Source organism: Streptomyces sp. DI166 (assembly GCF_900091315.1).
Lineage (GTDB): Bacteria > Actinomycetota > Actinomycetes > Streptomycetales > Streptomycetaceae > Streptomyces > Streptomyces fuscus.
This window is the reverse complement of sequence record NZ_FLSP01000002.1, coordinates 1-24,651: the sequence shown is the minus strand read 5'-3', so window position 1 is coordinate 24,651 and position 24,651 is coordinate 1. Positions and strand designations below refer to the sequence as shown.

Genomic DNA, 24,651 nt, shown 5'->3' with positions numbered 1-24,651 from the left:
TGTTTATCCGGGGGGCCATTCCAGGCCGCGGCCGCCGAGGACGTGGGCGTGCGCGTGGAAGACGGTCTGACCGGCGCCGGCGCCGGTGTTGAAGACGGTGCGGTGGGCGTCGAGCTTCTGCTCCTTGGCCACGGCCTCCGTCTCGCGCAGGACGTCGGCGGCCAGCTCCGGGGCGCCGGCGGCCAGTTCGCCCGCGTTGGCGTAGTGCGCCTTGGGGATCACCAGGATGTGCACCGGGGCCTGGGGGTTGATGTCCTGGAAGGCGAGGGTGGTCTCGGTCTCCCGGACGATCGTCGCCGGGACCTGGCCCGCCGCGATCTTGCAGAACAGGCAGTCTTCCTGGGGTTCTCCTGGCATACGGATCCTCCGGTGCGGGTGCGGCTGATGATTCGGGGGCATCGTATCGTCGGCGGGTGCGGGTCGGCCTCGGGCTGCCGCGCCGTTCCCGCGCCCCTTACCCGGGTACTCCGGGCGGGGTTTTCGCCGGAGTGTCCTCCAGCGCCTGAAGGGCCCTGTCGATCGCCTCGTCCAACTGGGCGTCCCTGCCCGCCGCGTAGTCCTGGGGGCGCTGGACGACCTCCACGTCCGGGTCAACGCCGTGGTTCTCCACGCCCCAGCCCGTACCCTCCAGCCAGATCGCGTACTTGGGCTGGGTGATGAGCGTGCCGTCGACCAGCCGGTAGCGGCTGTCGATTCCGATCACACCGCCCCAGGTGCGGGTGCCGACGACGGGGCCGATACCGAGGGCGCGGATGGCGGCGTTGACGATGTCGCCGTCGGAGCCGGAGAACTCGTCGGCCACGGCGACGACCGGGCCGCGCGGGGCGTCCAGGGGGTAGGCGTACGGCGGCAGGTCGCGCGGGACGACCCAGCCGACGATCTTCCGGGCCAGCTTCTCCACGACGAGCTGCGAGGTGTGGCCGCCGCGGTTCTCGCGGACGTCGACGATCAGGCCCTCGCGGGCCACCTCGACACGCAGGTCGCGGTGGATCTGGGCCCAGCCCGGCGCCTGCATGTCGGGGATGTGGAGGTAGCCGAGGCGGCCCCCGGAGCGCTCGTGGACGTAGGCCCGCCGGCCGGCCACCCAGTCGTGGTAGCGCAGGGGTTCCTCGTCGGAGACCGGGACGACGACCGGGTAGCGCAGCTCCCCGCCCCCGGCCGGGGACACCGTCAGTTCGACCGGCTTGCCCGCGGTGCCCACCAGGAGCGGTCCTGGCCCGGCCACCGGGTCCACCGGCACCCCGCCGACGGCAACGATCGCGTCGCCCGCCCGTACCGCGACACCGGGGGCCGCGAGCGGGGCGCGGGCCTGGGGGTCGGAGGTCTCCGAGGGCAGGATCCGGTCGATGCGCCAGGTGCCGTCCGCGTGGCGGGAGATGTCGGCGCCGAGCAGTCCCTGGCGGCCGCCGCCGGAGCCGCCGCGCGGGACGACGTAGGCGTGCGAGGTGCCCAGTTCGCCCTGGACCTCGTAGAGGAGGTCGATCAGGTCGTCGTAGGTGGCCACGCGGTCCAGCACGGGCCGGTACCGGTCCAGGACGCCCGTCCAGTCGACGCCGCTCATGTCGGAGCGCCAGAAGTGGTCCCGCATGATGCGGCCGGTCTCCTCGAACATCTGCCGCCACTCCGCGGCCGGGTCGAGGGTCTGGCGGATCCGGCCGAGGTCGACGGTGATGTTGGCGTCGCTGTCGTCGTCGTTCGGGGCGCGCCGGTCGCTGGGCACGACCTTCAGCCGGCCGTCGGTCCACAGCAGCACCCGCTTGCCGTCGCCGCTGACCTCGAAGTGGTCGGCGTCGGCGGCCAGATGCTCCACGCGCCGCTGGACGAGGTCGTAGCGCTCCAGCTCGCTGCTGGGGTCGGGGTCGTCCGGGGTGGCCCGGGAGGCGCCGAGTTCGCCGGTGACCGGGTGGCGCAGCCAGAGCACGCCGTCCTTGGCGGCGCGCAGTCCGCTGTAGCGGGCGGCCTCGACCGGGAACGGCACGATGCGGTCGGCGAGCCCCTCGATGTCGATGCGGGTGGTGGGGGTGCCCTCGCTGTCGGGCGTCTCGTCCTTGTCGGGCGCGTCGAAGGAACGGCCGTGGCGCTGCGGGCCGAACGGTGAGGGCGTGGTCGCGGCGAGCGGGATCAGGTACGGGCGGGAGCCGACGACGAAGGCCAGGTCGAAGACGTGCTCGTCGTAGACGGGGTCGAAGGAGCGGGCGGAGAGGAAGGCGAGGTGCTTGCCGTCCAGGGTGAACGCGGGCGCGTAGTCCTGGAAGCGCATCGGGGTGGCCTCGGTGACCGACAGGTCGGTGGTGTTGGCGATGCGCAGCTGGCTCAGCGGGCGGGGCCCGGGGTGCGACCAGGCCAGCCAGGCGGAGTCGGGTGAGAAGACCAGGCCGGAGACATCGCCGTCCTCGCTGCGGTCGACCTCGCGGACCTCGCCGGTCTCCCGTTCGACGAGCAGGACGCGGCCGTCGTGGGAGGCGACGGCGGCGCGGCTGCCGTCGGGGGCGACCGCGAGGCCAAGGACGCGGCCGAGCTGTCCGGCGGCCAGGCGGCGCGGGGTGGCGCCCGGGGCGAGGCCGGTGGCGGGGGCGAACTCCAGCGCGTCGTCGCCCTCGGCGTCGGTCACCCACACCACCCATTCCTCGCCGTCGACGCGGAAGGTGCGGGGCCTGCGGGCGCGGACGCCGGGTTCTGCGGACAGGGCGCGGGCGGGTCCGGAGCGGTGGGTGACCCAGTGGACGGCGCCGCGCACCAGGACGGCGCTGCCGCGCGCGGTGTGGTCGGGGGCGGCGGAGCCGAACCAGTGGGCGGCGCTGACCGGGCGGGGCCTGCGGTCGGTGCGCTGGCCGCCGAGCCGGATGTCCAGGCGGCGCGGTTCGGCGCCGTCCAGGTCGTCCAGCAGCCAGAGTTCACCGACCGAGGCGTACACGATCCGGGTGCCGTCACCGGCGGCGTGGCGGGCGTAGAAGCCGTCGACGGGGGTGTGGCGGCGCAGGTCGGAGCCGTCGGCGAGGGAGGAGTAGAGGGCGCCGGTGCCCTCGTGGTCGCTGAGGAAGGCGATGCGCTCCCCGGCCCAGACGGGGTACTCGATGTTGCCGTCCAGCTCCTCGTGCAGCCGGACGAACTCCCCCTGCCCCTCCCGGTCGATCCACAGCTTGCCCACCCGGCCGCCGCGGTACCGCTTCCAGTACGCCGCCTCCAGGCTCATCACCGCCGACAGCAGCACGGTGTGCGGGCCGTGGGCGACATCGCCGACGATCCCGTACGGCAGGGTGGTGGCCGGTCCGCCGTCCAGCGGGACGGCGTGCGCCCAGGTGCGGTCGCGGCTGGCCTGGCCCCGGCTGCTGGTGACCAGGACGTGTCCGTCGGGGGTCCAGCCGCGCACGCGGGTGCGGGTGCCCCAGTAGGTGAGCCGGGTGGCGGGGCCGCCGGACACCGGGGCGATGTGCACCTCGGGGGCGCCGTCGCGGGTGGAGGTCCAGGCGACGGTGGTGCCGTCGGGGGAGATCCGCGGCGCGGTGACCGGCATGTTGTCGGCGCTCACCCGCCAGGCCCGGCCGCCCTCCAGGGGGGCGAGCCAGACGTCGTCCTCGGCGGTGAAGGCGACCAACTCGCCGTGCAGATGCGGGAACCGGAGATACGCGGCAGGCTGAGTCACCTGATCACCCTACGCAGACAGGTGACCCAGAGTAAGGGGTTTGCGATCACTTGCCCTCGGGCCAGCACTGCGGGTCCTCCTTGCACCACAGCGTCTTGGTGACGGTCACCGTGACCGTGGGCCGGGGTCCCTGTCCACCGCCGTTGCTGGGCGGCGGCGCGACCGGCGACGGCGTGCCCTCGCAGTTGCCGAGCCCGTCGACCTGGAACAGCGTTTTCCCGCCGACCTTCGCGGTGATGTGCCCGCGCACGCACTTGTTGTCGACGGCCCGGGTGACGACGCCCTCGACGGAGATGTCCCTGCCGTCCTTGGTCTTGCCGGTGCAGTCGACCTCGGCGACGGTCTCCTCGCCCGCGCTCGGCTTCGACCCGTCGCCTCGGTCCCCGTAGGAGGCCGTGCAGGTGAGCCACTGGACGTCGGCCTTGCGGCGGTCCAGTTCCCTGGTCGCCGTCTGGTCGGTGGTCCAGGCGACGGCCGCGGTGCTCATGCCCACGGCATCGCACGCGGCGACCCCGCCGACGGCCAGCACGACCAGTCCCACCGCACCCGCCACACGCGTCCCACGCGGCCGAACCCAAACCCGCCTCAATACCCCCACGGAGGGCAGCCTGCCACTGTCCGGCCCGCGGCGGTAGAGCGCATACGTTGACGTGCTCCCCGCCCTAAAGGACGGGGATTCCAACCTGGGCCGTTTGGCCCTTCTGGGGGCTTCCTGCTTCACGGCGCGGTGCGGGCACGGGTGCCCGTCTTACCTTCGCTCCACAGGCGTTTAGCCTGTCCGCCCGTCCGGCGGCCAGGATGTTGCGTGCTGCGTTGATGTCGCGGTCGTGGACGGTCCCGCACTCCTGGCATGTCCACTCGCGGACCGACAGGGGCTTGGGGCCGTCCTTGATCCCGCAGGCCGAACAGACCTGAGAGGTCGGCTCGAAGCGGCCGATGCGGCTGAAGTACCGACCGTGCCTGGCGGCCTTGTACTCCAGCATGCCGACGAACGCCGACCATCCGGCGTCGTGCACGGACCTTGCGAGGCGGGTACGGGCCAGGCCGGACACCGCGAGGTCTTCCACGTACACCGCTTGGTTCTCGCGGACGATCTTCGTGGATTCCTTGTGGTGCCAGTCCCGGCGCCGGTCCGCCACGCGGGCGTGCTGGCGTGCGACTTTGATGCGGGCCTTGGCCCGGTTCTTCGATCCCTTGGCCTTGCGGCTGAGGTCCTTCTGCAGCCGCTTGAGCTTGCGCTCGGCGCGGCGCAGCAAGCGCGGGGATGCGATCTTCTGGCCGTCGGAGAGGACCGCGAACGCCGAGAGACCGAGGTCGATGCCGGTCTCGGCGGCCGTCTCGGGGAAAAAGTCGGGGTCGGTGTCGACGACGAACGATGCCCAGTACCGGCCGGCCGCGTCCATCGTGACCGTGACCGAGGTCGGTACGGCCGGAAGCCGGCGGGACCAGCGCACCCGGAGGTCGCCGACCTTCGCCACGTACAGGCGTCCGTTGTCGCGCAGGGAGAAGCCGTTGGCGGTGAGCCGGATCGACTGCCGGCTGTCGCGCTTGGACTTGAACCGGGGCGGCGCGATCTTCGGGCCCTTGCGCTTGCCGGTGACCGAGTTGAAGAAGTTCCGGTAGGCGGTGTGCAGGTCCCTCAGAGACTGCACGAGCACGACGGAGGACACCTCGCCCAGCCACGCCCGTTCGTCGGTGCGCTTCGCGGCGGTGACGACTTGTTTTTGAAGGTCGGTGTCCTTGACGTACGACAGCCCCGCCGCATGGGCTTCCTGACGGGCCCGCAGGCCGTCATTGAAGACCACGCGGGCGCACCCGAACGCCCTGGCCAGCGCGTGGCGCTGGGCGGGCTCGGGGTACACGCGGAAGTTGTACCGGAGCTGCACGACCGTGATCCTATCTTTTGGTCTATGGCTGCCAATGGCGAGTACAGGCGCGGCAGACACGTGGTTTCGGCGATGCACGTTCACTTGGTCTTCGTGACCAGATACCGGCGCGGCGTGTTCAACGACGACATGCTGGCCGTGTGCGAGGCGGCCATGCGGAAGGTGTGCGAGGATTTCGAGGCCGAGCTGGTCGAGTTCAACGGCGAGGACGACCACGTGCACCTGCTCGTGCACTACCCGCCGAAGGTCGCCGTGTCGAGCCTCGTGAACAGCCTCAAGGGCGTCTCCGCCCGCATCCTGCGCCGAGACTTCACCGGCCGCGTGAACCGAGCGATCATGCACGGCCGCTTCTGGTCGCCGTCCTACTTCGCCGCGAGCTGCGGAGGCGCACCGCTCACCGTGGTGCGGCAGTACATCGAGCAGCAGCGCCGTCCGCTTTAGCTTCGCTCTGCGGACCGTTCCGGCTTACGCCGCCCTGAAGGACGGGGCTTGCGCCGGCACCATTCGGTCATCAGCGCCCCCTCACGTCACAATCGAGTGCTGCCCAACTCGCCCGCTACCGGAGCCCCATTGACGCCCCCTCGGATCCGTACCCGCCGTCTGCTGCCGTCCCCCCGCACCCCGGACGACACCCCGCCCACGCCCGAGCCGGCCTCCCCCGACCCGGCGGCGGGCCCTCCCGCGCCGCCGTACCGGCGCCGGGTACGGATGCTCGTCGACGTCGTCGACCAGCAGGACGAAGTGGCCTACGTGACCGCGCTGTTCGAGGAGCGGGGATGGACGGTGCGCCCGGCGGAGGCCGCGGAGGCCGCGCCCGCGGTCGCGCACCGGACCTCGCTGATCGTCGAGGTCCGTCTGCACGGCGCCCGGCTGGGCGCCCTGCGCACGGCGACCGTGGAAGTGGAACGGCTCGTCAAGCAGGCCGAGTTGGGCGCCTGGGTGCGGGACGCGGCCCTTGTCGAATACCGGCGCCCGCCCCGGACGACGTACTACGTCCACCGCGCCCACCCGACGCTGGGCCGCTGGTGGATCCGCCTGGGCGCGGCGGACGAGCAGCGCGCGGTGACCGTACCGGCGGGCCCGGACTCCCGGCAGACAGCGGAGGCCGAACTGACGGCGCGCGACCTGGGCGGACGCGCCTACGACCCGGCCGAGCACGCCCTGCGGGTGCCGAGCCACTCGGACGCCGACCCGCCGCGCGACGAGACACCGCACGAGCGACGGACACGGTGGATGTGGCTGGCGGCGGGGGCGGTGGGCTTGATCAACGCGCTCGTCTGCGGGATGTGCGTGGTGTGGGCGGAGGGAGCCTGGAAACTGCTGCCCGTGCTGCTCAGCCCGGCGGGGGCGCTGCCGCTGTCCCGCACGGCGAAGGAGACCCGGGACCGGAGTACGGCGGTCCAGTGGGCGGTCGGGGTCCTGGGCACCACGGCACTGGCGGCGCTCGGAGCGATGGCGGGCCGCCGCTACGAGGCCCTGCCACTGCTGGCGGCAACGGCGTTGGCCGCGCTCGGCCTGTTCATCGGCGCCGGGGTCTCGCTCGCCCTGCGGCGGACCTTCTTCACCCGGCACGCGGCCTGGCTGGTGCCGCTGTCGGTGCCGGTGCTGTGGTCCGTGGTGGGCTGGCTGGGCGGACAGATGCACGCCGCGTACCTGGACCGCTTCGACATCCGCGCGGACGCGGTGCCCACCTCCACCCTCGGCCGGTACTCGGCGGCGGCCCAGCCCATGGGGGTAGCCCTGATCAGCGCCCTGTTCTTCGTCGCCGTCATCGGCTGGCTGCGCCATTTCCACCTGGGCCGGGACCGCGGCAACCGGCTGCTCGCCGTGCTCGCGGCCACGCTCCTGTCCGTCGCCTACGCGCTGACCGCGATCGGCCTCGGCACCAAGGACGCGGGCGGCGCGGCGGGCCGGGCAGCGGAGAACGCCGCCCGCCAGGGCACCCGCCCACCGGACTACTACGGCGTCTACGCCCACTTCGTCTGCGTACGCCCCGTGGACCCCGCCCAACCCCTCGCCGTCGACAACGGCCCCGCCCCCACCGACCACCCGGTGCTCTCCTTCGGCACCTCCGGCGACTGGGTCTGGCTCTGGGACCCCCGCCGCAACGATGGCCCCGTACAGGAGTCCTTCGCGATCCGCCGGGAGGACGTACAGCTCCTCCCGGCCAAGGACCCCAAGAGCAGGCGCTGTTAGCTCCAGCGTCCGGTGCGGCCCAGCAGGAGCGCGGCGGCCGCCGTGCCGGCGGTGGAGGTGCGCAGGACGGTCGGGCCGAGGACGTACGGGCGGGCGCCCGCCTCCGCGAAGAGGGCCAACTCCTCCGGGGAGACGCCGCCTTCGGGGCCGACGACCAGCACGATCTCCCCGTCGGCGGGGAGTTCGGCGGTGGCCAGCGGCTCGGTGCCGCTCTCGTGCAGGACGGCGGCGAAGTCGGCCTTGGCCAGGAGGGCGGCGACCTGCTTGGACGACGCCGCGTCCGTGACCTCGGGGAAGCGGACCCGCCGGGACTGCTTGCCCGCCTCGCGCGCGGTGGCCCGCCACTTGCCGAGCGCCTTCAGGCCGCGCTCGCCCTTCCACTGGGTGATGCAGCGGGACGCCGTCCAGGGCACGATCGCGTCGACGCCGACCTCGGTCATCGTCTCGACGGCCACCTCACCGCGGTCGCCCTTGGGCAGGGCCTGTACGACGGTGATCCGGGGCGTGGGCTCCGGCTCCTCGGAGACCGTGTCCAGCCGGACGACCAGCCGGTCCTTGCCCTCGGCGGCCAGCACCACGCACTCCGCCCAGCGCCCGGCGCCGTCGGTGAGGACGACGTCCTCGCCGGGCCGCAGCCGCTTCACGGAGACCGCGTGCCGCCCCTCGGGCCCCTCCAGGGCGTACTGTCCCCCGCTTCCCGCGTCGATGTGCTCGACCACGAACACCGGAGCCGTCATCGCGGCGCACCGCCTTCCCGTCCCTCGGACAACGCTGTCCTGGCGGCGGCGAGTTCGGCCGCCAGCACCTCCACCAGCTGGCCCGCCGTCAGCTCCCGCGCCATCCGGTGACCCTGTCCCGCCCACAGCGCCATGCCCTGCGCGTCGCCCGCCTTCGCCGCCGCCTTGCGCAGCGGCGCCGTGAGGTGGTGGACCTCGGGGTAGGCGGCGGGGGCGTACGGGCCGTGCTCGCGCATGAACCGGTTGACCAGACCGCGCGCCGGGCGCCCGGAGAAGGCCCGGGTCAGTTCCGTACGGGTGAAGAGGGGGTTGGTCAGGGCCTGCTTGTGCACGGCGCTCGCACCGGACTCGGCGGTGGCCAGGAAGGCGGTGCCGAGCTGGGCGGCGCTGGCGCCCGCGGCGAGCACGGCGGCGATCTGGCTGCCGCGCATGATGCCCCCGGCGGCGACGATCGGAATACCGACGGTCTCCCGGACCTGCGCGACGAGCGAGAGCAGCCCGATCCCGCTCCCGTCGGTCTCCGGATTGTCCCGGTGGGTTCCCTGGTGCCCGCCAGCCTCGACGCCCTGCGCGATCACGGCGTCGGCCCCGGCCCGCTCGACGGCCAGTGCCTCCTCGGCCGTCGTGGCGGTGACCAGCGTGAAGGTCCCGGCCCGGCGAAGGGACTCGAACACCTCGGGTTTCGGCACGCCGAAGTGGAAGGAGACCACCGGCACCGGGTTGTCCAGGAGCACGGCGAGCTTGGCGTCGTAGCCGTCGTCCCGGCCGCTGTCCCGGTCCCCCAGCTCGGTCTCGTACCAGCCCGCCTCACCGGCCAGCTGATGCGCGTACATGTCCACGGCGGCCGAGACAGGGGGCGCGGCGGCAGCCGCTCCAGTGGAGCCGGTGCTTGCACCGGGGTACTCCGGCTGCGGCATGAACAGGTTCACGCCGAAGGGGCATCCGGTGAGTCCCCGCAGCTGCTTGATCTCCTGGTACATGCCGTCGGCGGTCTTGTACCCGGCGGCCAGGAACCCCAGCCCGCCGGCCTCGGACACAGCAGCGGCGAGCGCCGGCACGGACACGCCGCCCGCCATGGGGGCCTGCACGATCGGAAGGGGAAAAAGATCGGTCAGCGCGGAGGACATGACGGCATGTTGTCACGTCCCCCGAACAGTTCCGAATCGGCCCTTCCCAGAGGCATAGGCCACTGGAGAAGGGACCGCTCCGCACCCCTCAGCGGCCGTTGAAGGCGTCCTTCAGCCGCGAGAACAAGCCCTGCTGACCCGGCTGGAACTGCCCCTGCGGCCGCTCCTCGCCCCGCAGCTTCGCCAGCTCCCGCAGCAGCCGCTCCTGCTCGGGATCGAGCTTGGTGGGCGTCTGCACCTCCACGTGGACGATCAGGTCGCCCCGCCCGCCGCCACGCAGGTGCGTGACACCGCGCCCGTGCAGCGGGATCGACTGACCGGACTGCGTACCGGGCCGGATGTCGACCTCCTCCATCCCGTCCAGCGTCTCCAGCGGCACCTTGGTGCCGAGCGAGGCCGCGGTCATCGGAATGGTCACCGTGCAGTGCAGATCGTCCCCGCGCCGCTGGAAGGTCGCGTGCGGCAGCTCGTGGATCTCGACGTACAGGTCACCGGCGGGACCGCCACCGGGCCCGACCTCGCCCTCGCCCGCGAGCTGGATCCGCGTGCCGTTGTCGACACCGGCCGGGATCTTCACGGTGAGGGTCCGGCGGGAGCGCACCCGGCCGTCGCCCGCGCACTCGGGGCACGGGGTGGGCACCACGGTGCCGAAGCCCTGGCACTGCGGACACGGCCGCGAGGTCATGACCTGGCCCAGGAAGGACCGCGTCACCTGCGACACCTCACCGCGGCCGCGGCACATGTCACAGGTCTGCGCGGATGTCCCCGGCGCGGCGCCCTCGCCGTTGCAGGTGTTGCAGACGACGGCCGTGTCGACCTGGATGTCCTTCGTGGTGCCGAAGGCCGCCTCGTCGAGGTCGACCTCCAGCCGGATCATCGCGTCCTGGCCGCGCCGGGTGCGCGAGCGCGGCCCGCGCTGCGACGCCGTACCGAAGAACGCGTCCATGATGTCCGAGAAGTTCCCGAAGCCACCCGCGCCGAAGCCGCCGGCGCCACCGCCGCCGGCCTGCGAGAGGGGGTCGCCGCCGAGGTCGTAGACCTGCTTCTTCTGCGGGTCCGACAGCACCTCGTAAGCGGCGTTGATCTCCTTGAACCGCTCCTGGGTCTTCGGGTCCGGATTGACGTCCGGGTGCAGCTCGCGCGCGAGCCTACGGAACGCCTTCTTGATCTCATCCTGCGACGCGTCGCGGCGCACGCCGAGAACGGCGTAATAGTCCGTGGCCACCTACGACTCCGCCAGGATCTGTCCGACGTACCGTGCCACTGCGCGTACCGCTCCCATCGTTCCCGGGTAATCCATGCGGGTCGGTCCGACCACGCCGAGCTTGGCGACTGCCTCGCCGCCCGAACCGTAGCCGACCGACACCACCGACGTGGAGTTGAGCCCCTCATGGGCGTTCTCATGACCGATACGGACGGTCATACCCGGATCCTTCGCCTCACCAAGGAGTTTGAGGAGCACGACCTGCTCCTCAAGGGCCTCCAGGACGGGCCGGATCGTGAGGGGAAAGTCATGTCCGAAGCGGGTGAGATTGGCGGTGCCGCCGATCATCAGCCGCTCCTCGTTCTCCTCGACCAGTGTCTCCAGCAGGGTGGAGAGTACGGCCGAGACCGTGCCGCGGTCCTCCTTGTCGAAGCCCTCGGGGAGGTCCTCGACGAGCGTCGGCACATCGGTGAAGCGCCGGCCGGCGACCCGGCTGTTCAGCCGTGCCCGCAAGTCGGCAAGGGACGTCTCGCCGAACGGCGCCGGGCAGTCGACCATCCGCTGCTCGACCCGTCCGGTGTCCGTGATCAGTACGAGCATCACACGCGCGGGGGCGAGCGAGAGCAGCTCGACGTGGCGCACGGTGGAACGGGTCAGCGACGGGTACTGCACGACCGCGACCTGCCGGGTGAGCTGGGCGAGCAGCCGCACCGTACGGGCCACGACGTCGTCCAGGTCGACGGCGCCCTCCAGGAAGTTCTGGATGGCCCGCCGCTCGGGGGCGGTCATCGGCTTGACGCCCGCCAGCTTGTCGACGAAGAGCCGGTAGCCCTTGTCCGTGGGGATCCGGCCCGCGCTGGTGTGCGGCTGGGCGATGTACCCCTCCTCCTCCAGCGCCGCCATGTCGTTGCGGACGGTCGCCGGGGAGACGCCGAGGTTGTGCCGCTCGGTCAGGGCCTTCGACCCGACCGGCTCCTCGGTGCCCACGTAGTCCTGGACGATGGCGCGCAGCACTTGGAGTCTGCGTTCACTCAGCATCCGCGCACACCTCCAGAAGTTCGCCCCCGGTCCCCCGGGGCGCCTCGCTTGGCACTCTGTGCTTCCGAGTGCCAACTCCGACCAAGCCAGTGTACGGCGGCGGGGTACGCCCCGGGCAAGGCCGGTCCTGTGACGCTAGCGTCGCCGTATGACGGTGACTTGGGAAGACCTCGGGTGGGAGCAGGTCGCGACGGGGGTGGGCCGCTGCCGGCTGCCGGGCTGGGACTGCACGGTGGGGCTGGTCCTCGGCGAGGGTACGGCGCTGATGGTCGACGCGGGGTCGAGCCCGGCCGAGGGGGCGCGGCTCAGGCTGGCGGCGGAGGAACTGGCCGGTCACCGTGTGACCCATCTCGCGCTGACCCATCCGCACTTCGACCATGTCTTCGGGGCGGCGGCCTTCGCGGGGGCGGAGGTGTACGGCGCGGTGGGCGTCGACGCGGTGTACGGGCCGCACGGCCGGGCGGAGCTGCGGGCGGACGCGGTACGGAACGGGCTGGACGCGCGCGTGGCCGACGAGGCGGTGGAGGTGCTGGTGCCGCCCAGGCACCACGTCTCCGGCGAGTGGACCCTGGACCTCGGCCCCGGCCGCCAGGTGCTGCTGGCGAACGTCGGCCCCGGGCACACCGCCCACGACCTGGTGGTCCTGGTGCCGGGCAGCCCGGAGGTGGTGTTCTGCGGCGACCTCGTGGAGGAGTCGGGCGAGCCGCAGGCCGGGCCGGACGCGGTGCCGTCGCGCTGGCCGGACGCCCTGGACCGGCTGCTGTCCCTCGGCGGCCCGGACGCGCGGTACGTGCCCGGTCACGGAGCGGTGGTGGACGCGGCGTTCGTACGGGGGCAGCGGGACGCGCTGGCGGCGCGTTTCGGCGTGTCGTAGGACCCGGGCGGCCGGTTCTCCTATCGTCATCCGAATGCGCCAGTACTCCGCCGATCTGACCCCGCCGTGGAAGAAGCCGAAGCCCGTTCCCGAGGTCGCGGCGGAGCCGGGCCTGGTGGTGGAGGAGCCCGGCACCGGGTTCTGCGGCGCGGTGATCCGCTGCGAGGCGGGCACGGTGACGCTGGAGGACCGCTTCGGCAAGCACCGGGTGTTCCCGCTGGAGCCGCGCGGGTTCCTGCTGGAGGGCAGGGTGGTGACCCTCGTACGCCCGTCGTCCGCCGCCCCCGTACGCCCCAGCCGCACCGCCTCCGGTTCGGTCGCCGTCCCCGGCGCCCGCGCCCGTGTGGCCCGCGCCGGGCGCATCTATGTCGAGGGCCGCCACGACGCCGAGCTGGTGGAGAAGGTCTGGGGCGACGACCTGCGCATCGAGGGCGTGGTCGTGGAGTACCTGGAGGGCGTCGACGACCTGCCGTCGATCGTCGAGGACTTCGCGCCGGGCCCGGACGCGCGGCTCGGGATCCTGGTGGACCACCTCGTCCCCGGCACGAAGGAGTGGCGGATCGCCCAGTCGGTGACCAGCGAGCACGCCCTGGTCGTCGGCCACCCGTACATCGACATCTGGGAGGCGGTGAAGCCGTCGGCCCTGGGCATCGCGGGTTGGCCGAAAATCCCCCACGGGCAGGACTGGAAGACGGGGGTGTGCCGGGCGCTGGGCTGGCCGTCGGAGAACACCGGCGCGGTGTGGCAGGCGATCCTGAAGCGGGTGACCTCCTACAAGGACCTGGAGCCGGAGCTGCTGGGGCGGGTGGAGGAACTGATCGACTTCGTCACGGTGCAGCCCTGAGGGGCGGCAGAGTCCCGAACCCGCTGGTGTCGAGCTCGATGCCGATAATGGGCAGCGGCACCGGGTCGCCGAACTTGCGGGTCCGCTTCGACTGGTAGTCCGCTGACAAGCCTGTACCGGTCGGCTCTGTCAGCACCAGGCACTGGGCCTCGAAGGGGTCGATGATCAGGTAGACCGCGACACGTCCAGCAGCGTAGATCGAGCGCTTCTCGACATAGTCCCGGTGGACACTGGTCTTGGAGACGACCTCTACCAACATCGTCACAGCCGGTCCGGGGACGAGGCGTCCCGGGCTGTCATCGGCGCCGATCTCCATCACCACGAGATCCGGCTGAGGCTCGCTGTCTTCAGCGGGGAAGGCCACGTCCTGAGTCTGCAGCCGCTCCCATCGATCGGCCGGGATCTGGTCCTGGACGGACTGAACGATGCGGTTGTGGACCTTGTCGGGCCCGGCCATCATCACGATTTCCCCCCGGATGAGCTCAGCCTTGAAGCCCTCCGGAACCTCAAGGTTCTCGAAGGCTGTGTGCACCCGGCGATCATCCACAGCGGTCATCTCCGTGGCCCTCCGCTTCCTGTCGCCGCACTCACGGCGACAGCTTACGAACCAGGTTAGGGACCGAACCGAGGTCCCGCACCGATTCGCTCGCCCGAGTGATCAGTCCACCAGATCCCTCACCACCGCGTCCGCCAGCAGCCGCCCCCGCAACGTCAGCACGGCCCGCCCCTCCGCGTACGGCCCGTCCTCCAGCAGCCCCTCCCCCAGCGCCCTGCGGGAGGCCGCAAGCCCCGTCTCCCGCAGCAGCTCCAGCGGCACCCCCTCCCGCAGCCGCAGCTCCAGCAGGATCCGCTCCACGCGCCGGTCCTCCTCCGACAGCAGCTCGCGCCCCGCCCCCGGCGACCGTCCCGCCGCCAGCGCCGCCGCGTACGCGCCCGGATGCTTCACGTTCCACCAGCGCACCCCGCCCACGTGGCTGTGCGCCCCCGGCCCCGCGCCCCACCAGTCGGCGCCCCGCCAGTACAGCTCGTTGTGCAGGCAGCGGGCGGACTCGGAGGTGGCCCAGTTGGAGACCTCGTACCAGTCGAATCCGGCCTCGGACAGGACCGACTCGGCGATGAGGTAGCGGTCGGCGTGGACGTCGTCGTCGGTCATCGGGACCTCGCCGCGGCGGATGCGGCGGGCGAGCTGGGTGCCCTCCTCGACGATCAGGGCGTAGGCGCTGATGTGGTCGGGCCCGGCGCCGAGCGCGGCCTCCAGGGAGGCCCGCCAGTCGTCGTCGGACTCGCCGGGGGTGCCGTAGATCAGGTCCAGGTTGACGTGTTCGAAGCCCGCCGCGCGGGCCTCCGCCACGCAGGCCTCGGGGCGGCCGGGCGTGTGGGTGCGGTCCAGCACCTTCAGGACGTGCTGCCGGGCGCTCTGCATCCCGAAGGAGACCCGGTTGAAGCCGCCCTCGCGCAGCCGGGCGAGGTAGGCCGGGTCCACCGACTCGGGGTTGGCCTCGGTGGTGATCTCGGCGTCGGCGGCGAGCCCGAACTCGTCCCGGATCGCGGCGAGCATCCGTACCAGGTCGTCGGCGGCGAGCAGGGTCGGTGTGCCGCCGCCGACGAACACCGTGCGCACCTCGCGCGGGTCCTCCCCGAGCACCTTGCGCGCCAGCCGGATCTCCTCGACCAGGGTGTCGGCGTAGTTGTCGCGGGACGCCAGCACTCCGCCCGTGCCGCGCAGCTCGGTCGCGGTGTAGGTGTTGAAGTCGCAGTACCCGCAGCGGGTCGCGCAGTACGGGACGTGCAGGTAGAAGCCGAGGGGCCGGTCGGCGGCGCCGACGAGGGCGGAACCGGGCAGCGAGCCGTCGTCGGGCACGGGCTCACCGTCGGGGAGTGCGGAAGGCATGTCCCCCATTGTCCAGTACGCCGGGTGCTAGTCCGCCTGGAGCACCAGCAGCGCCAGATCGTCCTCGGGGGTCGGGCCTCCGAACTCGTGCACGAGCCGGCGGATGCGTTCCGCTATGGACTGGGCGCTCAGGCCCGCGCAGCCCGCCAGGGCGGTCGCGAGGCCGTCTCCGTCGTCGAACTGGCGGGAGCCGCTGCGGCGCTCGGTGACGCCGTCGGTGACGCAGAGCAGGCTGTCGCCGGGAAGCAGCTCGAAGGTCTCGCTGGTGTACGTGGCGTCCTCGACGACGCCGAGCAGGGTCTGCGGCTGCGCGGCGGTGCGGACGGCGCCGTCGGGGCCGAGTAACAGCGGCAGCGGGTGCCCGGCGGAGGCGAGGGTGCAGCGCACTCCGCCGTCGAAGGGGACCAGCTCGCCGTAGAGCAGGGACAGGAACCGCGTCTGCGGGCCGTCGCCGGGCGCGGCGGGGCCGACGAGCGCGCGGGCGCCGGCGTCGGCGGCCTCGGTGGCGTCGTCGAGGAGGAGCTGGTTGAGCCGGTCGAGGACGTCCGCGACCCGGTACCCCTCGCGGGCCAGCAGCCGCAGCCAGGGCCGGGCCAGGCCGATCACCACCGCGGCCTCCGGCCCCTTGCCCTGTACGTCGCCGACCGCGAAGCACCAGCGGCCGTCCCCGGCCGGGAACAGGTCGTAGAAGTCGCCGCTGGGGCCGCCCTTGTCGCAGGGCTCGTAGACCAGGGCGCTGCTCACCCCCGGTATCTCGGCGACCGCGCCGGGCAGCAGTCCGCGCTGGAGGACGGCGCTGATGGTGGCCTGCCGGGCGTACTGCCGGGCCGCGCCGATGGCGAGCGCGACCCGGCGGCCGAGGTCCTCCACGAGCCCGGTGACCTCGTCCGGGAACCCCGCCGGACCGGCCCGCCCGATGACGAGCGTGCCGAGCGGACGGCCGCCCGCGATCAGCCGGTACGACAGCGCCGTGCCGACGGCCTCCCCGGGGCCCAGCGCCTCACCGGGCCAGGGGTGCCCTTCGGGCCCGGAGCGCAGGTCGCCGGGCGGTCGCGGCGGGTCCTTCTCCAGGGCCCGGCGCAGTTCCTCGATGCGGTTCTCGCTGCCGTGCCAGACCCGGGCGAGCCGGGGTCCGGTGCCCGCGGCGCCGGGCAGCGGCCAGCCGCGGCCGGTGACCTCGTCCTCCAGCCACACCGCGCACCAGTCGGCGAGCCGCGGCACCAGCAGCTGGCCGGTGAGCGCGGCGACCAGGTTCTCGTCGAGCTGTCCGGCGAGCAGGTCGGAGGCCTCGGCGAGGAAGGAGAGGGCGCCGCGGTTGAGCCAGTCCTGGTCGCGTTCGAAGCGGTGCGGTCCGGGGCCGGGCAGCGCGGAGGGGCGGGGGCCGCCGAGCGGTCCGAACTCCTCGGGGTCCTCCTCGGCGGGCAGCCGGGCCCAGACCGTCTTCACCCCGGTGCGGTAGGTGACACCCCAGGACTCGGCGAGGCGGGCGACCAGGTTCAGGCCGCGGCCGTACTCCGGGGTGTCGTGCGCCGGTTCCGCCGCGCCGTCGCGCGGGGCGCGCCCGGGGTGGCGGTCGGAGACCTCGACGACGATCGCGCCGGTCGCCTCCTCCGCCCGGCACACCAGCTCGATGTCGGTCCCGGCGTGCACGACGGCATTGGTGACGAGTTCGCTGACGACCAGGATGGCGTCCTCGACGAGCCGCGGGGTGTGGTGCTCGGTGCCGGGCACGCCGAGTTCGGCCCACTCGGCGAGGGCGCCGCGCACCAGGGCGCGGGCGGAGCCCGGCGCGAGGGAGCTTCCGGGCAGGCTCGCGTGACTCCATGCGCGGGGGAGCACGGAGGCGTCGGAGGGGGCGTGCGCATCAGAGGCAAGGGAAGCGGTCTCCCGTTGCGTCGGAATGGCACTCATGGACAGCTCCCCGAACGGTTCGTGCGAATACGCCTCAGTGGACGCGGACAGAGTGACAGACTGACCACGCCCATAAGCACCGAGTTACCGAATCGGGCCGCCATGAGTGAGAACAGTGGTACACGCGTGCTCGAAAACGGACAGATTCGAGCATCGGATCTGCGTCGGGCGACGGGTGCTGATCGTGGACGACGACATCCGCACCGTCTTCGCGTTGACCGCGAAAGCGATCCCCGGCGGCCGGGGCAGGTCCATCGTGTGCGGCGCCAACGACTACGTACCCAAACCGGTGGACGTGGACCGGCTGCTCACCGCCGTCTGCGCGCTGCTGGACCCGGAGGAAGCCGACGAGGCCACATCATGAACGCCACAGACGCCCACGACAGCCGCGCCGGGATCCTGCTCGTCGACGACATGGAGGACAACCTCATCGCCCTGGAGGCGGTGCTCGCCTCGCTCAACCGGCCGCTGGTGCGCGCCCGTTCCGGCGAGGAGGCGATGAAGGCACTGCTGCGCCGCCGCTTCGCCCTGGTCCTGATGGACATCCGGATGCCCGGCATGGACGGCTTCGAGACAGCGGCGAACATCAAACGCCTGGACCAGACGAAGGACGTCCCGATCATCTTCCTCACCGGAGCGGACGACGACGCGGGCGTCGCGTTCCGCGGCTACGCGACCGGCGCGGCCGACTACGTCACCAAGCCCTTCGACCCGTGGGTGCTCAGGGCGAAGGTGCGGGTGTTCCTGGAACTGCACAGCAAGCAGCTTCAGTTGGAGGCGCTGCGGGCCGAGGTCCGGGAACTCCGGGCGCTGGTGGAGGCGTCGGGGGAACCCGCGCGACCGGCCACGACGACCGGCTAGCCGCGCGGGTCCCTCCCGTACGGCTCCTTACGCCTCGCGGGTCCCCTCGTACATCTCCTCGATGAGATGCGCGTACTCCCGCTCCACGACCGGCCGCTTCAGCTTCAGGCTGGGCGTGATCTCGCCGTGCTCCACGTCGAGGTCGCGCGGCAGCAGCCGGAACTTCTTGATGGTCTGCCAGCGCTGCAGGCCCTCGTTGAGCCGCTTCACATAGCCGTCGATCATCGCGACGGTCTCCGGCGCGGCCACGACCTCCGCGTAGGTCTTCCCGCCGAGCCCGTTCTCCTCGGCCCAGCCCATGATCGCGGGCTCGTCCAGGGCGATGAGCGCGGTGCAGAAGTTCCGGTCGGCGCCGTGCACCAGGATGTTGGAGACGAAGGGGCACACCGCCTTGAAGGAGCCCTCGATCTCCGTCGGCGCGATGTACTTGCCGCCGGAGGTCTTGAACAGGTCCTTCTTGCGGTCGGTGATCCGCAGGTAGCCGTCGGGCGACAGCTCGCCGATGTCACCGGTGTGGAACCAGCCGTCCGGCTCCAGCACCTCGGCCGTCTTCTCGGGCAGCCCGTGGTAGCCCTCCATGATGCCGGGGCCGCGCAGCAGGATCTCGCCGTCGTCGGCGATACGGACCTCACAGCCCGGGACCGGCTTGCCGACGGTGCCGGTGCGGTAGGCCTCGCCCGGGTTCACGAAGGACGCGGCGGAGGACTCGGTCAGGCCGTAGCCCTCCAGGATGTGGATGCCGGCGCCGGCGAAGAAGTAACCGATCTCCGGGGCGAGCGCGACCGAGCCGGAGACACAGGCGCGCAGCTTGCCGCCGAACGCCTCGCGCAGCTTGGAGTAGACGAGGGCGTCGGCGACCTTGTGCTTGGCGCCGAGCCCGAAGGGCACCGAGGCGGTGCCGGTGCGCCGGAAGTTGTCCTGGCTGACCTTGGCGTACTCACGGGCCACACCGGCCGCCCACTGGAAGATCTTGTACTTGGCCGCGCCGCCCGCGCGGGCCTTGGCTGCGACGCCGTTGTAGACCTTCTCGAAGATGCGCGGCACGGCCGCCATGTAGGTCGGCTGGACGACCGGCAGATTCTCGATGATCTTGTCGACGCGGCCGTCGACGGCGGTGACATGGCCGACCTCGATCTGGCCGGAGGTGAGCACCTTGCCGAAGACGTGGGCGAGCGGCAGCCACAGGTACTGCACGTCCTCCGGGCCGACCAGACCGGTCGCGGGGATGGCCTTGGCCATGTAGGCCCAGTTGTCGTGCGGCAGGCGCACGCCCTTGGGACGGCCGGTGGTGCCGGAGGTGTAGATGAGCGTGGCGAGCTGGTCCTTGGTGATGGCCTCGACCCGCTTGCGGACCAGCTCGCCCTCCTTCTCCAGCCGGGCGGCGCCGCGCTTCTGGAGCTCGTCCAGGGTGAGGATCCAGTCGGAGGTCTCCACCCCGGCCGGGTCGATCACCACGACATGGGTGAGGGCGGGCAGCTCCTCGCGCTTCTCGACGGCCTTGGCCACCTGGGCGGCGTCCTCGGCGATCAGCACCCGGCTCTCGGAGTCGGAGAGGATGAACGCCGACTCGTCCGCGTTGGTCTGCGGGTAGATGGTGGTGGTGGCCGCGCCCGCGCACATGATGCCGAGGTCGACGAGGATCCACTCGATCCGGGTCGAGGAGGCCAGCGCCACCCGCTGCTCGGGCTGCACGCCCAGCTCGATCAGGCCGGCGGCGATCGCGTAGACGCGCTCGGCGGCCTGGCCCCAGGTCAGCGACTTCCACTCGTCCGGTCCCTCACCGGCCGGGTTCGGCACCGGATACCGGTACGCCTCCGCGTCCGGCGTGGCGGCCACGCGCTCCAGGAAGAGGGCCGCCACGCTCGGCGGACGGTTCTCGATCAAGGTCTGTGCGTCGCTCACGACATCCTCCGGGGCCCGCGACATTGCGGCTGGCTCAGGCTGCGGCTGGTTCACACACGCGTGTTCGTTCCACTCACACTCGCATGCTTGTTTAACTCACGAGTAACTATCGAGCAGGGATCAGAGTAAGGCTCGACCGCCCGAAGGGTAAGAGCCCGCGCCCTGTCACTTCCTACAGAGACGCGCCCCCGACATGGGCAGAGGCCCGCCGCACTTTCGTACGACGGACCCCTGAGTGCCCTTTTTGCCGAGCTGAGCGGCTGTAACCGGCGGTTACTTCTTGCTCTTGCCCGACCCCGCGCTGTCATCACTGCTCAGCACGGCGATGAAGGCCTCCTGCGGAACTTCCACGGAACCCACCATCTTCATCCGCTTCTTGCCTTCCTTCTGCTTCTCCAGCAGCTTGCGCTTACGGGAGATGTCACCGCCGTAGCACTTGGCGAGGACGTCCTTGCGGATGGCGCGGATGGTCTCGCGGGCGATCACCCGGGAGCCGATGGCCGCCTGCACCGGCACCTCGAACGCCTGCCGCGGGATCAGCTCCTTGAGCTTGGCCACCAGCCGCACGCCGTACGCGTACGCCTGGTCCCGGTGGGTGATCGCGGAGAAGGCGTCGACCTTGTCGCCGTGCAGCAGGATGTCGACCTTGACCAGGCTGGACGTCTGCTCGCCGGTGGGCTCGTAGTCCAGGGAGGCGTAGCCGCGCGTCTTGGACTTCAGCTGGTCGAAGAAGTCGAAGACGATCTCGGCGAGCGGGAGCGTGTAGCGGATCTCCACGCGGTCCTCGGACAGGTAGTCCATACCGAGAAGGGTGCCGCGCCGGGTCTGGCACAGCTCCATGATCGAGCCGATGAACTCGGTGGGCGCGAGGATCGTGGCGCGTACGACCGGCTCGTACACCTCGTTGATCTTGCCCTCGGGGAACTCGCTCGGGTTGGTGACGGTGTGCTCGCTGCCGTCCTCCATCACGACCCGGTAGACCACGTTCGGCGCGGTGGCGATCAGGTCGAGGCCGAACTCGCGCTCCAGCCGCTCCCGGATCACGTCCAGGTGCAGCAGACCGAGGAAGCCGACACGGAAGCCGAAGCCGAGGGCCGCGGAGGTCTCCGGCTCGTAGACCAGGGCGGCGTCGTTGAGCTGGAGCTTGTCCAGCGCCTCGCGCAGCTCCGGGTAGTCCGAGCCGTCCAGCGGATACAGGCCCGAGAAGACCATCGGCTTGGGGTCCTTGTAGCCGCCCAGCGGCTCCGTGGCGCCCTTGGCCTGGCTGGTGACGGTGTCACCGACCTTGGACTGGCGGACGTCCTTCACACCGGTGATCAGATAGCCCACCTCGCCGACGCCGAGACCGTCGGCCGGGAGCATCTCCGGCGAGTTGGTGCCGATCTCCAGCAGCTCGTGGGTGGCGCCGGTCGACATCATCCTGATGCGCTCGCGCTTGTTGAGCTGGCCGTCGATGACACGGACGTAGGTGACGACACCGCGGTAGGAGTCGTAGACCGAGTCGAAGATCATCGCGCGGGCGGGGGCGTCCTTGACGCCGACCGGGGCCGGGATCTCGGCGACGACCTTGTCCAGCAGCGCCTCCACGCCCAGGCCCGTCTTGGCCGAGACCTTCAGCACGTCGCTCGGGTCGCAGCCGACCAGGTTGGCCAGCTCCTCGGCGAACTTCTCGGGCTGCGCGGCCGGCAGGTCGATCTTGTTCAGCACGGGGATGATCGTGAGGTCGTTCTCCATCGCCAGGTAGAGGTTGGCGAGGGTCTGGGCCTCGATGCCCTGGGCGGCGTCCACCAGGAGGATGGTCCCCTCGCACGCGGCGAGCGACCGGGAGACCTCGTAGGTGAAGTCGACGTGCCCGGGGGTGTCGATCATGTTGAGGATGTGCGTGTTGCCCGGGTCCGTGGTGGGCGCCCAGGGCAGACGCACGGCCTGGGACTTGATGGTGATGCCGCGCTCGCGCTCGATGTCCATGCGGTCGAGGTACTGAGCGCGCATCTGCCGCTGCTCGACCACTCCGGTCAGCTGGAGCATCCGGTCGGCGAGCGTGGACTTGCCGTGGTCGATGTGCGCGATGATGCAGAAATTGCGGATCAGAGCCGGGTCGGTACGGCTCGGCTCGGGCACATGGCTAGGGATCGCGGGCACGCAGGGTCCTGATTCTTGAGGCGTCCGCAGCCGTCTGCGGTCTCGGGTCGGAACAACGATCGGGTCTATACGTAGGCTCCATGGTCCCACGGGCGGCGACCGGAGACCGGTTTGGGCCGCATGCTGGGCCGCTGGTAGTCTGGGTGGCTGTGTCTCATGCCCTCTCAGCGCGAGGCACACCCCAAGAAAATCACCGGTACGGGTCCCGTGCGGTCCCGTGCCTGAACCTGTGAAGGCTCATTCGTGGCGAACATCAAGTCCCAGATCAAGCGGATCAAGACCAACGAGAAGGCTCGGCTGCGCAACAAGGCCGTCAAGTCCTCCCTGAAGACCGCGATCCGCAAGGCCCGCGAGGCCGCTGCCGCGGGTGACGTCGAGAAGGCCACCGAGTACCAGCGCGCTGCCGCGCGTCAGCTCGACAAGGCCGTCTCCAAGGGCGTCATCCACAAGAACCAGGCCGCCAACAAGAAGTCGGCGCTTGCTTCGAAGGTCGCCGCGCTCAAGGGCTGAACCCTTCTGGTCTGACGGACCCGGCATGCCGGGTCCAGCCGCCGGTGGGACCCCGGGCGGGCCCTCTCTCATCCGCCCCCGACCGGCACCCTGAGCCCGTACGCGGCCTGCGTTCGCCACGCGGGTACGGGCTCGACATCGTGAACCGGAGGCCCCGGTACCTGTCCTTCCCCAGGACGGGTACCGGGGCCTTCGGCGTGTCGCTGCCCGCCTCAGCTCCAGAACTCCTGGGACGCGTCGAGATCCTCGATGCATTCGTCGAGGTCGGTGACTTTGTCCCCGACGATCCGGAAGACGATGCAGCCGTCCTCCTCGATCCGCTTGCCCTTGCGGGTGGCGGAGACGTGGTGGAAGGCCACGACATGGCCGCGGCCGTCGACCATGTAGGAGCGCGGTTCGACCCGCACCGTGCCGTCCGTCTCCTCGGCGAGCCGGCCGTACATCTCGATGATCGCGTCCCGGCCCTTGTAGTCACCGGAGAGCATGTGGTTGCCGGGTACGTGGTGCGTACAGTCCGACGTCAGCAGTTCGCGCAGCGCTGCCATGTCACCGCGTCCGAAGGCCTCGTATCCCTTGCGGACGAGCGTTACGTGGGGGTGTTCAGCCATGGTTACCGCCACCTTTCCTGCTTTCCGGCGGATGGGCGGCTGACAAGGACCATTTTCCCCCGCGGCCGGGTCAGCGTCCTCTGGAGCGGGCGGCCCGCGCGATGGTGACGACGGCCTTCTCCAGGGCGTACTCGGGATCGTCCCCGCCGCCCTTGACCCCGGCGTCCGCCTCGGCGACGGCACGCAGCGCCACGGCGACGCCGTCCGGGGTCCAGCCGCGCATCTGCTGGCGCACCCGGTCGATCTTCCAGGGGGGCATGCCAAGCTCACGGGCGAGGTCGGCGGGGCGGCCGCCGCGCGCGGAGGAGAGCTTGCCGATGGCCCTCACGCCCTGGGCGAGGGCGCTGGTGATCAGCACGGGGGCGACGCCGGTGGCCAGGGACCAGCGCAGCGCCTCCAGCGCCTCGGCCGTACGGCCCTCCACGGCCCGGTCGGCGACGGTGAAGCTGGAGGCCTCGGCACGGCCGGTGTAGTACCGCCCGACGACGGCCTCGTCGATGGTCCCCTCGACATCGGCGACCAGCTGACTGACGGCGGACGCCAGCTCCCGCAGATCGCTGCCGATGGCGTCCACGAGCGCCTGGCACGCCTCCGGCGTCGCGGACCGCCCGGTGGCCCGGAACTCCTGCCGCACGAAGGCCAGCCGGTCGGCGGGCTTGGTCATCTTCGGGCACGCCACCTCCCGCGCCCCGGCCTTCCGCGCGGCGTCGAGCAGCCCCTTGCCCTTGGCGCCACCGGCGTGGATCAGCACCAGGGTGATCTCCTCGGCGGGCGCCGCGAGATACGCCTTGACGTCCTTGACGGTGTCGGCGCCGAGATCCTGCGAGTTGCGCACGACGACGACCTTGCGCTCGGCGAACAGCGAGGGACTGGTCAGCTCGGCCAGCGTCCCCGGCTGCAACTGCTCCGGCCCCAGCTCCCGCACATCGGTATCGGCGTCAGCGGCCTTCGCCGCCCGCACCACCTCCTGCACGGCCCGATCGAGCAACAACTCCTCCTGCCCGACAGCAACGGTCACAGGAGCGAGCGGATCATCAGCAGCAGATTTCTTGGCCATCGGAACAAGCATGTCACGGGGGACTGACAGCCCGTCCCGACGACGCCCGCGACAGGACGAGACCACGGGGCGGGACGACGCAGGGCGCCACATCAGGGGCGAGGCGCCACGGCGGGCGGGGCGGCAGGGGCGGGGCCCATGGCAGGCGGCACATCAGGGGCGAGGCGCCACGGCGGGCGGGGCGGCAGGGGCGGAGCCCCATGGCGGGCGGGACGGCAGG

At 71.6% G+C, this 24,651-nt stretch carries 22 protein-coding genes; 7 read left to right on the top strand and 15 right to left on the bottom strand.

Features of this window, described 5'->3' with window-relative positions:
• Positions 1 to 3: 3 nt before the first annotated feature.
• The 4 genes from GA0115233_RS01245 to GA0115233_RS01230 all read right to left on the bottom strand — a co-directional run bounded on the left by GA0115233_RS01245 (position 4) and on the right by GA0115233_RS01230 (position 5,529).
• Positions 4 to 357, bottom strand: a complete 354-nt coding sequence (locus GA0115233_RS01245) for a histidine triad nucleotide-binding protein (protein WP_093718138.1) — start codon at positions 355 to 357, stop codon at positions 4 to 6.
• 97 nt (positions 358 to 454) lie between these two features.
• Positions 455 to 3,643: a S41 family peptidase gene (locus GA0115233_RS01240; RefSeq protein ID WP_093718137.1), complete on the bottom strand. Its 3,189-nt coding sequence runs from the start codon at positions 3,641 to 3,643 to the stop codon at positions 455 to 457.
• Positions 3,644 to 3,689: 46 nt separating this feature from the next.
• On the bottom strand, positions 3,690 to 4,196 hold the full coding sequence (locus tag GA0115233_RS01235; protein ID WP_176711595.1) for a hypothetical protein: 507 nt from the start codon (positions 4,194 to 4,196) through the stop codon (positions 3,690 to 3,692).
• 109 nt (positions 4,197 to 4,305) lie between these two features.
• The gene (locus GA0115233_RS01230; protein ID WP_093718135.1) at positions 4,306 to 5,529 is read right to left on the bottom strand and encodes an RNA-guided endonuclease InsQ/TnpB family protein; all 1,224 of its coding nucleotides are present in this window, start codon (positions 5,527 to 5,529) and stop codon (positions 4,306 to 4,308) included.
• A gap of 24 nt (positions 5,530 to 5,553) precedes the next feature.
• Here GA0115233_RS01230 and tnpA point away from each other — a divergent pair, with 24 nt between their 5' ends.
• Entirely contained in the window at positions 5,554 to 5,970 is a 417-nt protein-coding gene (gene tnpA, locus GA0115233_RS01225; RefSeq protein ID WP_093718134.1) for an IS200/IS605 family transposase, read from the top strand.
• 129 nt (positions 5,971 to 6,099) lie between these two features.
• A complete protein-coding gene (locus GA0115233_RS01220; protein ID WP_093718133.1) occupies positions 6,100 to 7,725 on the top strand; it encodes a hypothetical protein in 1,626 nt (541 codons plus the stop codon).
• Here GA0115233_RS01220 and GA0115233_RS01215 read toward each other — a convergent pair.
• The 4 genes from GA0115233_RS01215 to hrcA form a co-directional block, all read right to left on the bottom strand.
• A complete protein-coding gene (locus tag GA0115233_RS01215) occupies positions 7,722 to 8,462 on the bottom strand; it encodes a 16S rRNA (uracil(1498)-N(3))-methyltransferase (protein WP_093718132.1) in 741 nt (246 codons plus the stop codon). The two genes, GA0115233_RS01220 and GA0115233_RS01215, sit on opposite strands and share 4 nt — an antisense overlap.
• Positions 8,459 to 9,589, bottom strand: coding sequence for a nitronate monooxygenase (locus GA0115233_RS01210; protein WP_093718131.1), 1,131 nt, complete (start codon positions 9,587 to 9,589; stop codon positions 8,459 to 8,461). The genes GA0115233_RS01215 and GA0115233_RS01210 overlap by 4 nt, the downstream gene beginning before the upstream one ends.
• 88 nt (positions 9,590 to 9,677) lie before the next feature.
• Positions 9,678 to 10,814 carry a molecular chaperone DnaJ gene (gene dnaJ, locus GA0115233_RS01205; RefSeq protein ID WP_093718130.1) on the bottom strand — a complete coding sequence of 379 codons (1,137 nt, stop codon included), beginning with the start codon at positions 10,812 to 10,814 and terminating at the stop codon, positions 9,678 to 9,680.
• Positions 10,815 to 11,831, bottom strand: a complete 1,017-nt coding sequence (hrcA, locus tag GA0115233_RS01200) for a heat-inducible transcriptional repressor HrcA (protein WP_093718129.1) — start codon at positions 11,829 to 11,831, stop codon at positions 10,815 to 10,817.
• A gap of 148 nt (positions 11,832 to 11,979) precedes the next feature.
• On the opposite strand from hrcA, the gene GA0115233_RS01195 reads away from it, so the two are divergent.
• A complete protein-coding gene (locus GA0115233_RS01195) occupies positions 11,980 to 12,705 on the top strand; it encodes an MBL fold metallo-hydrolase (protein WP_093718128.1) in 726 nt (241 codons plus the stop codon).
• A gap of 34 nt (positions 12,706 to 12,739) precedes the next feature.
• Positions 12,740 to 13,549: a DUF3097 domain-containing protein gene (locus tag GA0115233_RS01190; protein ID WP_093718127.1), complete on the top strand. Its 810-nt coding sequence runs from the start codon at positions 12,740 to 12,742 to the stop codon at positions 13,547 to 13,549.
• On the opposite strand, the gene GA0115233_RS01185 is transcribed toward GA0115233_RS01190, so the two are convergent.
• From GA0115233_RS01185 to GA0115233_RS01175, 3 genes are all read right to left on the bottom strand, one after another.
• Positions 13,533 to 14,105: a Uma2 family endonuclease gene (locus GA0115233_RS01185; RefSeq protein ID WP_093718126.1), complete on the bottom strand. Its 573-nt coding sequence runs from the start codon at positions 14,103 to 14,105 to the stop codon at positions 13,533 to 13,535. The two genes, GA0115233_RS01190 and GA0115233_RS01185, sit on opposite strands and share 17 nt — an antisense overlap.
• Positions 14,106 to 14,207: 102 nt before the next feature.
• On the bottom strand, positions 14,208 to 15,440 hold the full coding sequence (hemW, locus tag GA0115233_RS01180; protein WP_093718125.1) for a radical SAM family heme chaperone HemW: 1,233 nt from the start codon (positions 15,438 to 15,440) through the stop codon (positions 14,208 to 14,210).
• A gap of 27 nt (positions 15,441 to 15,467) precedes the next feature.
• Positions 15,468 to 17,351: an ATP-binding SpoIIE family protein phosphatase gene (locus GA0115233_RS01175; RefSeq protein ID WP_093718124.1), complete on the bottom strand. Its 1,884-nt coding sequence runs from the start codon at positions 17,349 to 17,351 to the stop codon at positions 15,468 to 15,470.
• 184 nt (positions 17,352 to 17,535) lie between these two features.
• Here GA0115233_RS01175 and GA0115233_RS01170 point away from each other — a divergent pair, with 184 nt between their 5' ends.
• Together GA0115233_RS01170 and GA0115233_RS01165 are read left to right on the top strand one after the other, a co-directional pair.
• Positions 17,536 to 17,715 carry a hypothetical protein gene (locus GA0115233_RS01170; RefSeq protein WP_141689461.1) on the top strand — a complete coding sequence of 60 codons (180 nt, stop codon included), beginning with the start codon at positions 17,536 to 17,538 and terminating at the stop codon, positions 17,713 to 17,715.
• The gene (locus GA0115233_RS01165) at positions 17,712 to 18,212 is read left to right on the top strand and encodes a response regulator (RefSeq protein ID WP_093718122.1); all 501 of its coding nucleotides are present in this window, start codon (positions 17,712 to 17,714) and stop codon (positions 18,210 to 18,212) included. The genes GA0115233_RS01170 and GA0115233_RS01165 overlap by 4 nt, the downstream gene beginning before the upstream one ends.
• Positions 18,213 to 18,239: 27 nt before the next feature.
• Here the strand turns inward: GA0115233_RS01165 and GA0115233_RS01160 are convergent, their stop codons facing one another.
• Positions 18,240 to 20,114 (bottom strand): AMP-dependent synthetase/ligase, encoded by a 1,875-nt coding sequence (locus tag GA0115233_RS01160; RefSeq protein ID WP_093718284.1) that lies wholly within the window; start codon positions 20,112 to 20,114, stop codon positions 18,240 to 18,242.
• A gap of 273 nt (positions 20,115 to 20,387) precedes the next feature.
• A complete protein-coding gene (gene lepA / locus GA0115233_RS01155) occupies positions 20,388 to 22,256 on the bottom strand; it encodes a translation elongation factor 4 (RefSeq protein ID WP_093718121.1) in 1,869 nt (622 codons plus the stop codon).
• Between the two features lie 243 nt (positions 22,257 to 22,499).
• Between lepA and rpsT the strand changes: the two genes are divergently transcribed.
• Positions 22,500 to 22,766 carry a 30S ribosomal protein S20 gene (gene rpsT / locus GA0115233_RS01150; protein WP_009188551.1) on the top strand — a complete coding sequence of 89 codons (267 nt, stop codon included), beginning with the start codon at positions 22,500 to 22,502 and terminating at the stop codon, positions 22,764 to 22,766.
• Between the two features lie 212 nt (positions 22,767 to 22,978).
• Here the strand turns inward: rpsT and GA0115233_RS01145 are convergent, their stop codons facing one another.
• Together GA0115233_RS01145 and holA are read right to left on the bottom strand one after the other, a co-directional pair.
• Positions 22,979 to 23,374 (bottom strand): nuclear transport factor 2 family protein, encoded by a 396-nt coding sequence (locus GA0115233_RS01145; protein WP_093718120.1) that lies wholly within the window; start codon positions 23,372 to 23,374, stop codon positions 22,979 to 22,981.
• Positions 23,375 to 23,444: 70 nt separating this feature from the next.
• Positions 23,445 to 24,431, bottom strand: a complete 987-nt coding sequence (gene holA, locus GA0115233_RS01140; RefSeq protein ID WP_218063393.1) for a DNA polymerase III subunit delta — start codon at positions 24,429 to 24,431, stop codon at positions 23,445 to 23,447.
• Positions 24,432 to 24,651 lie beyond the last annotated feature (220 nt).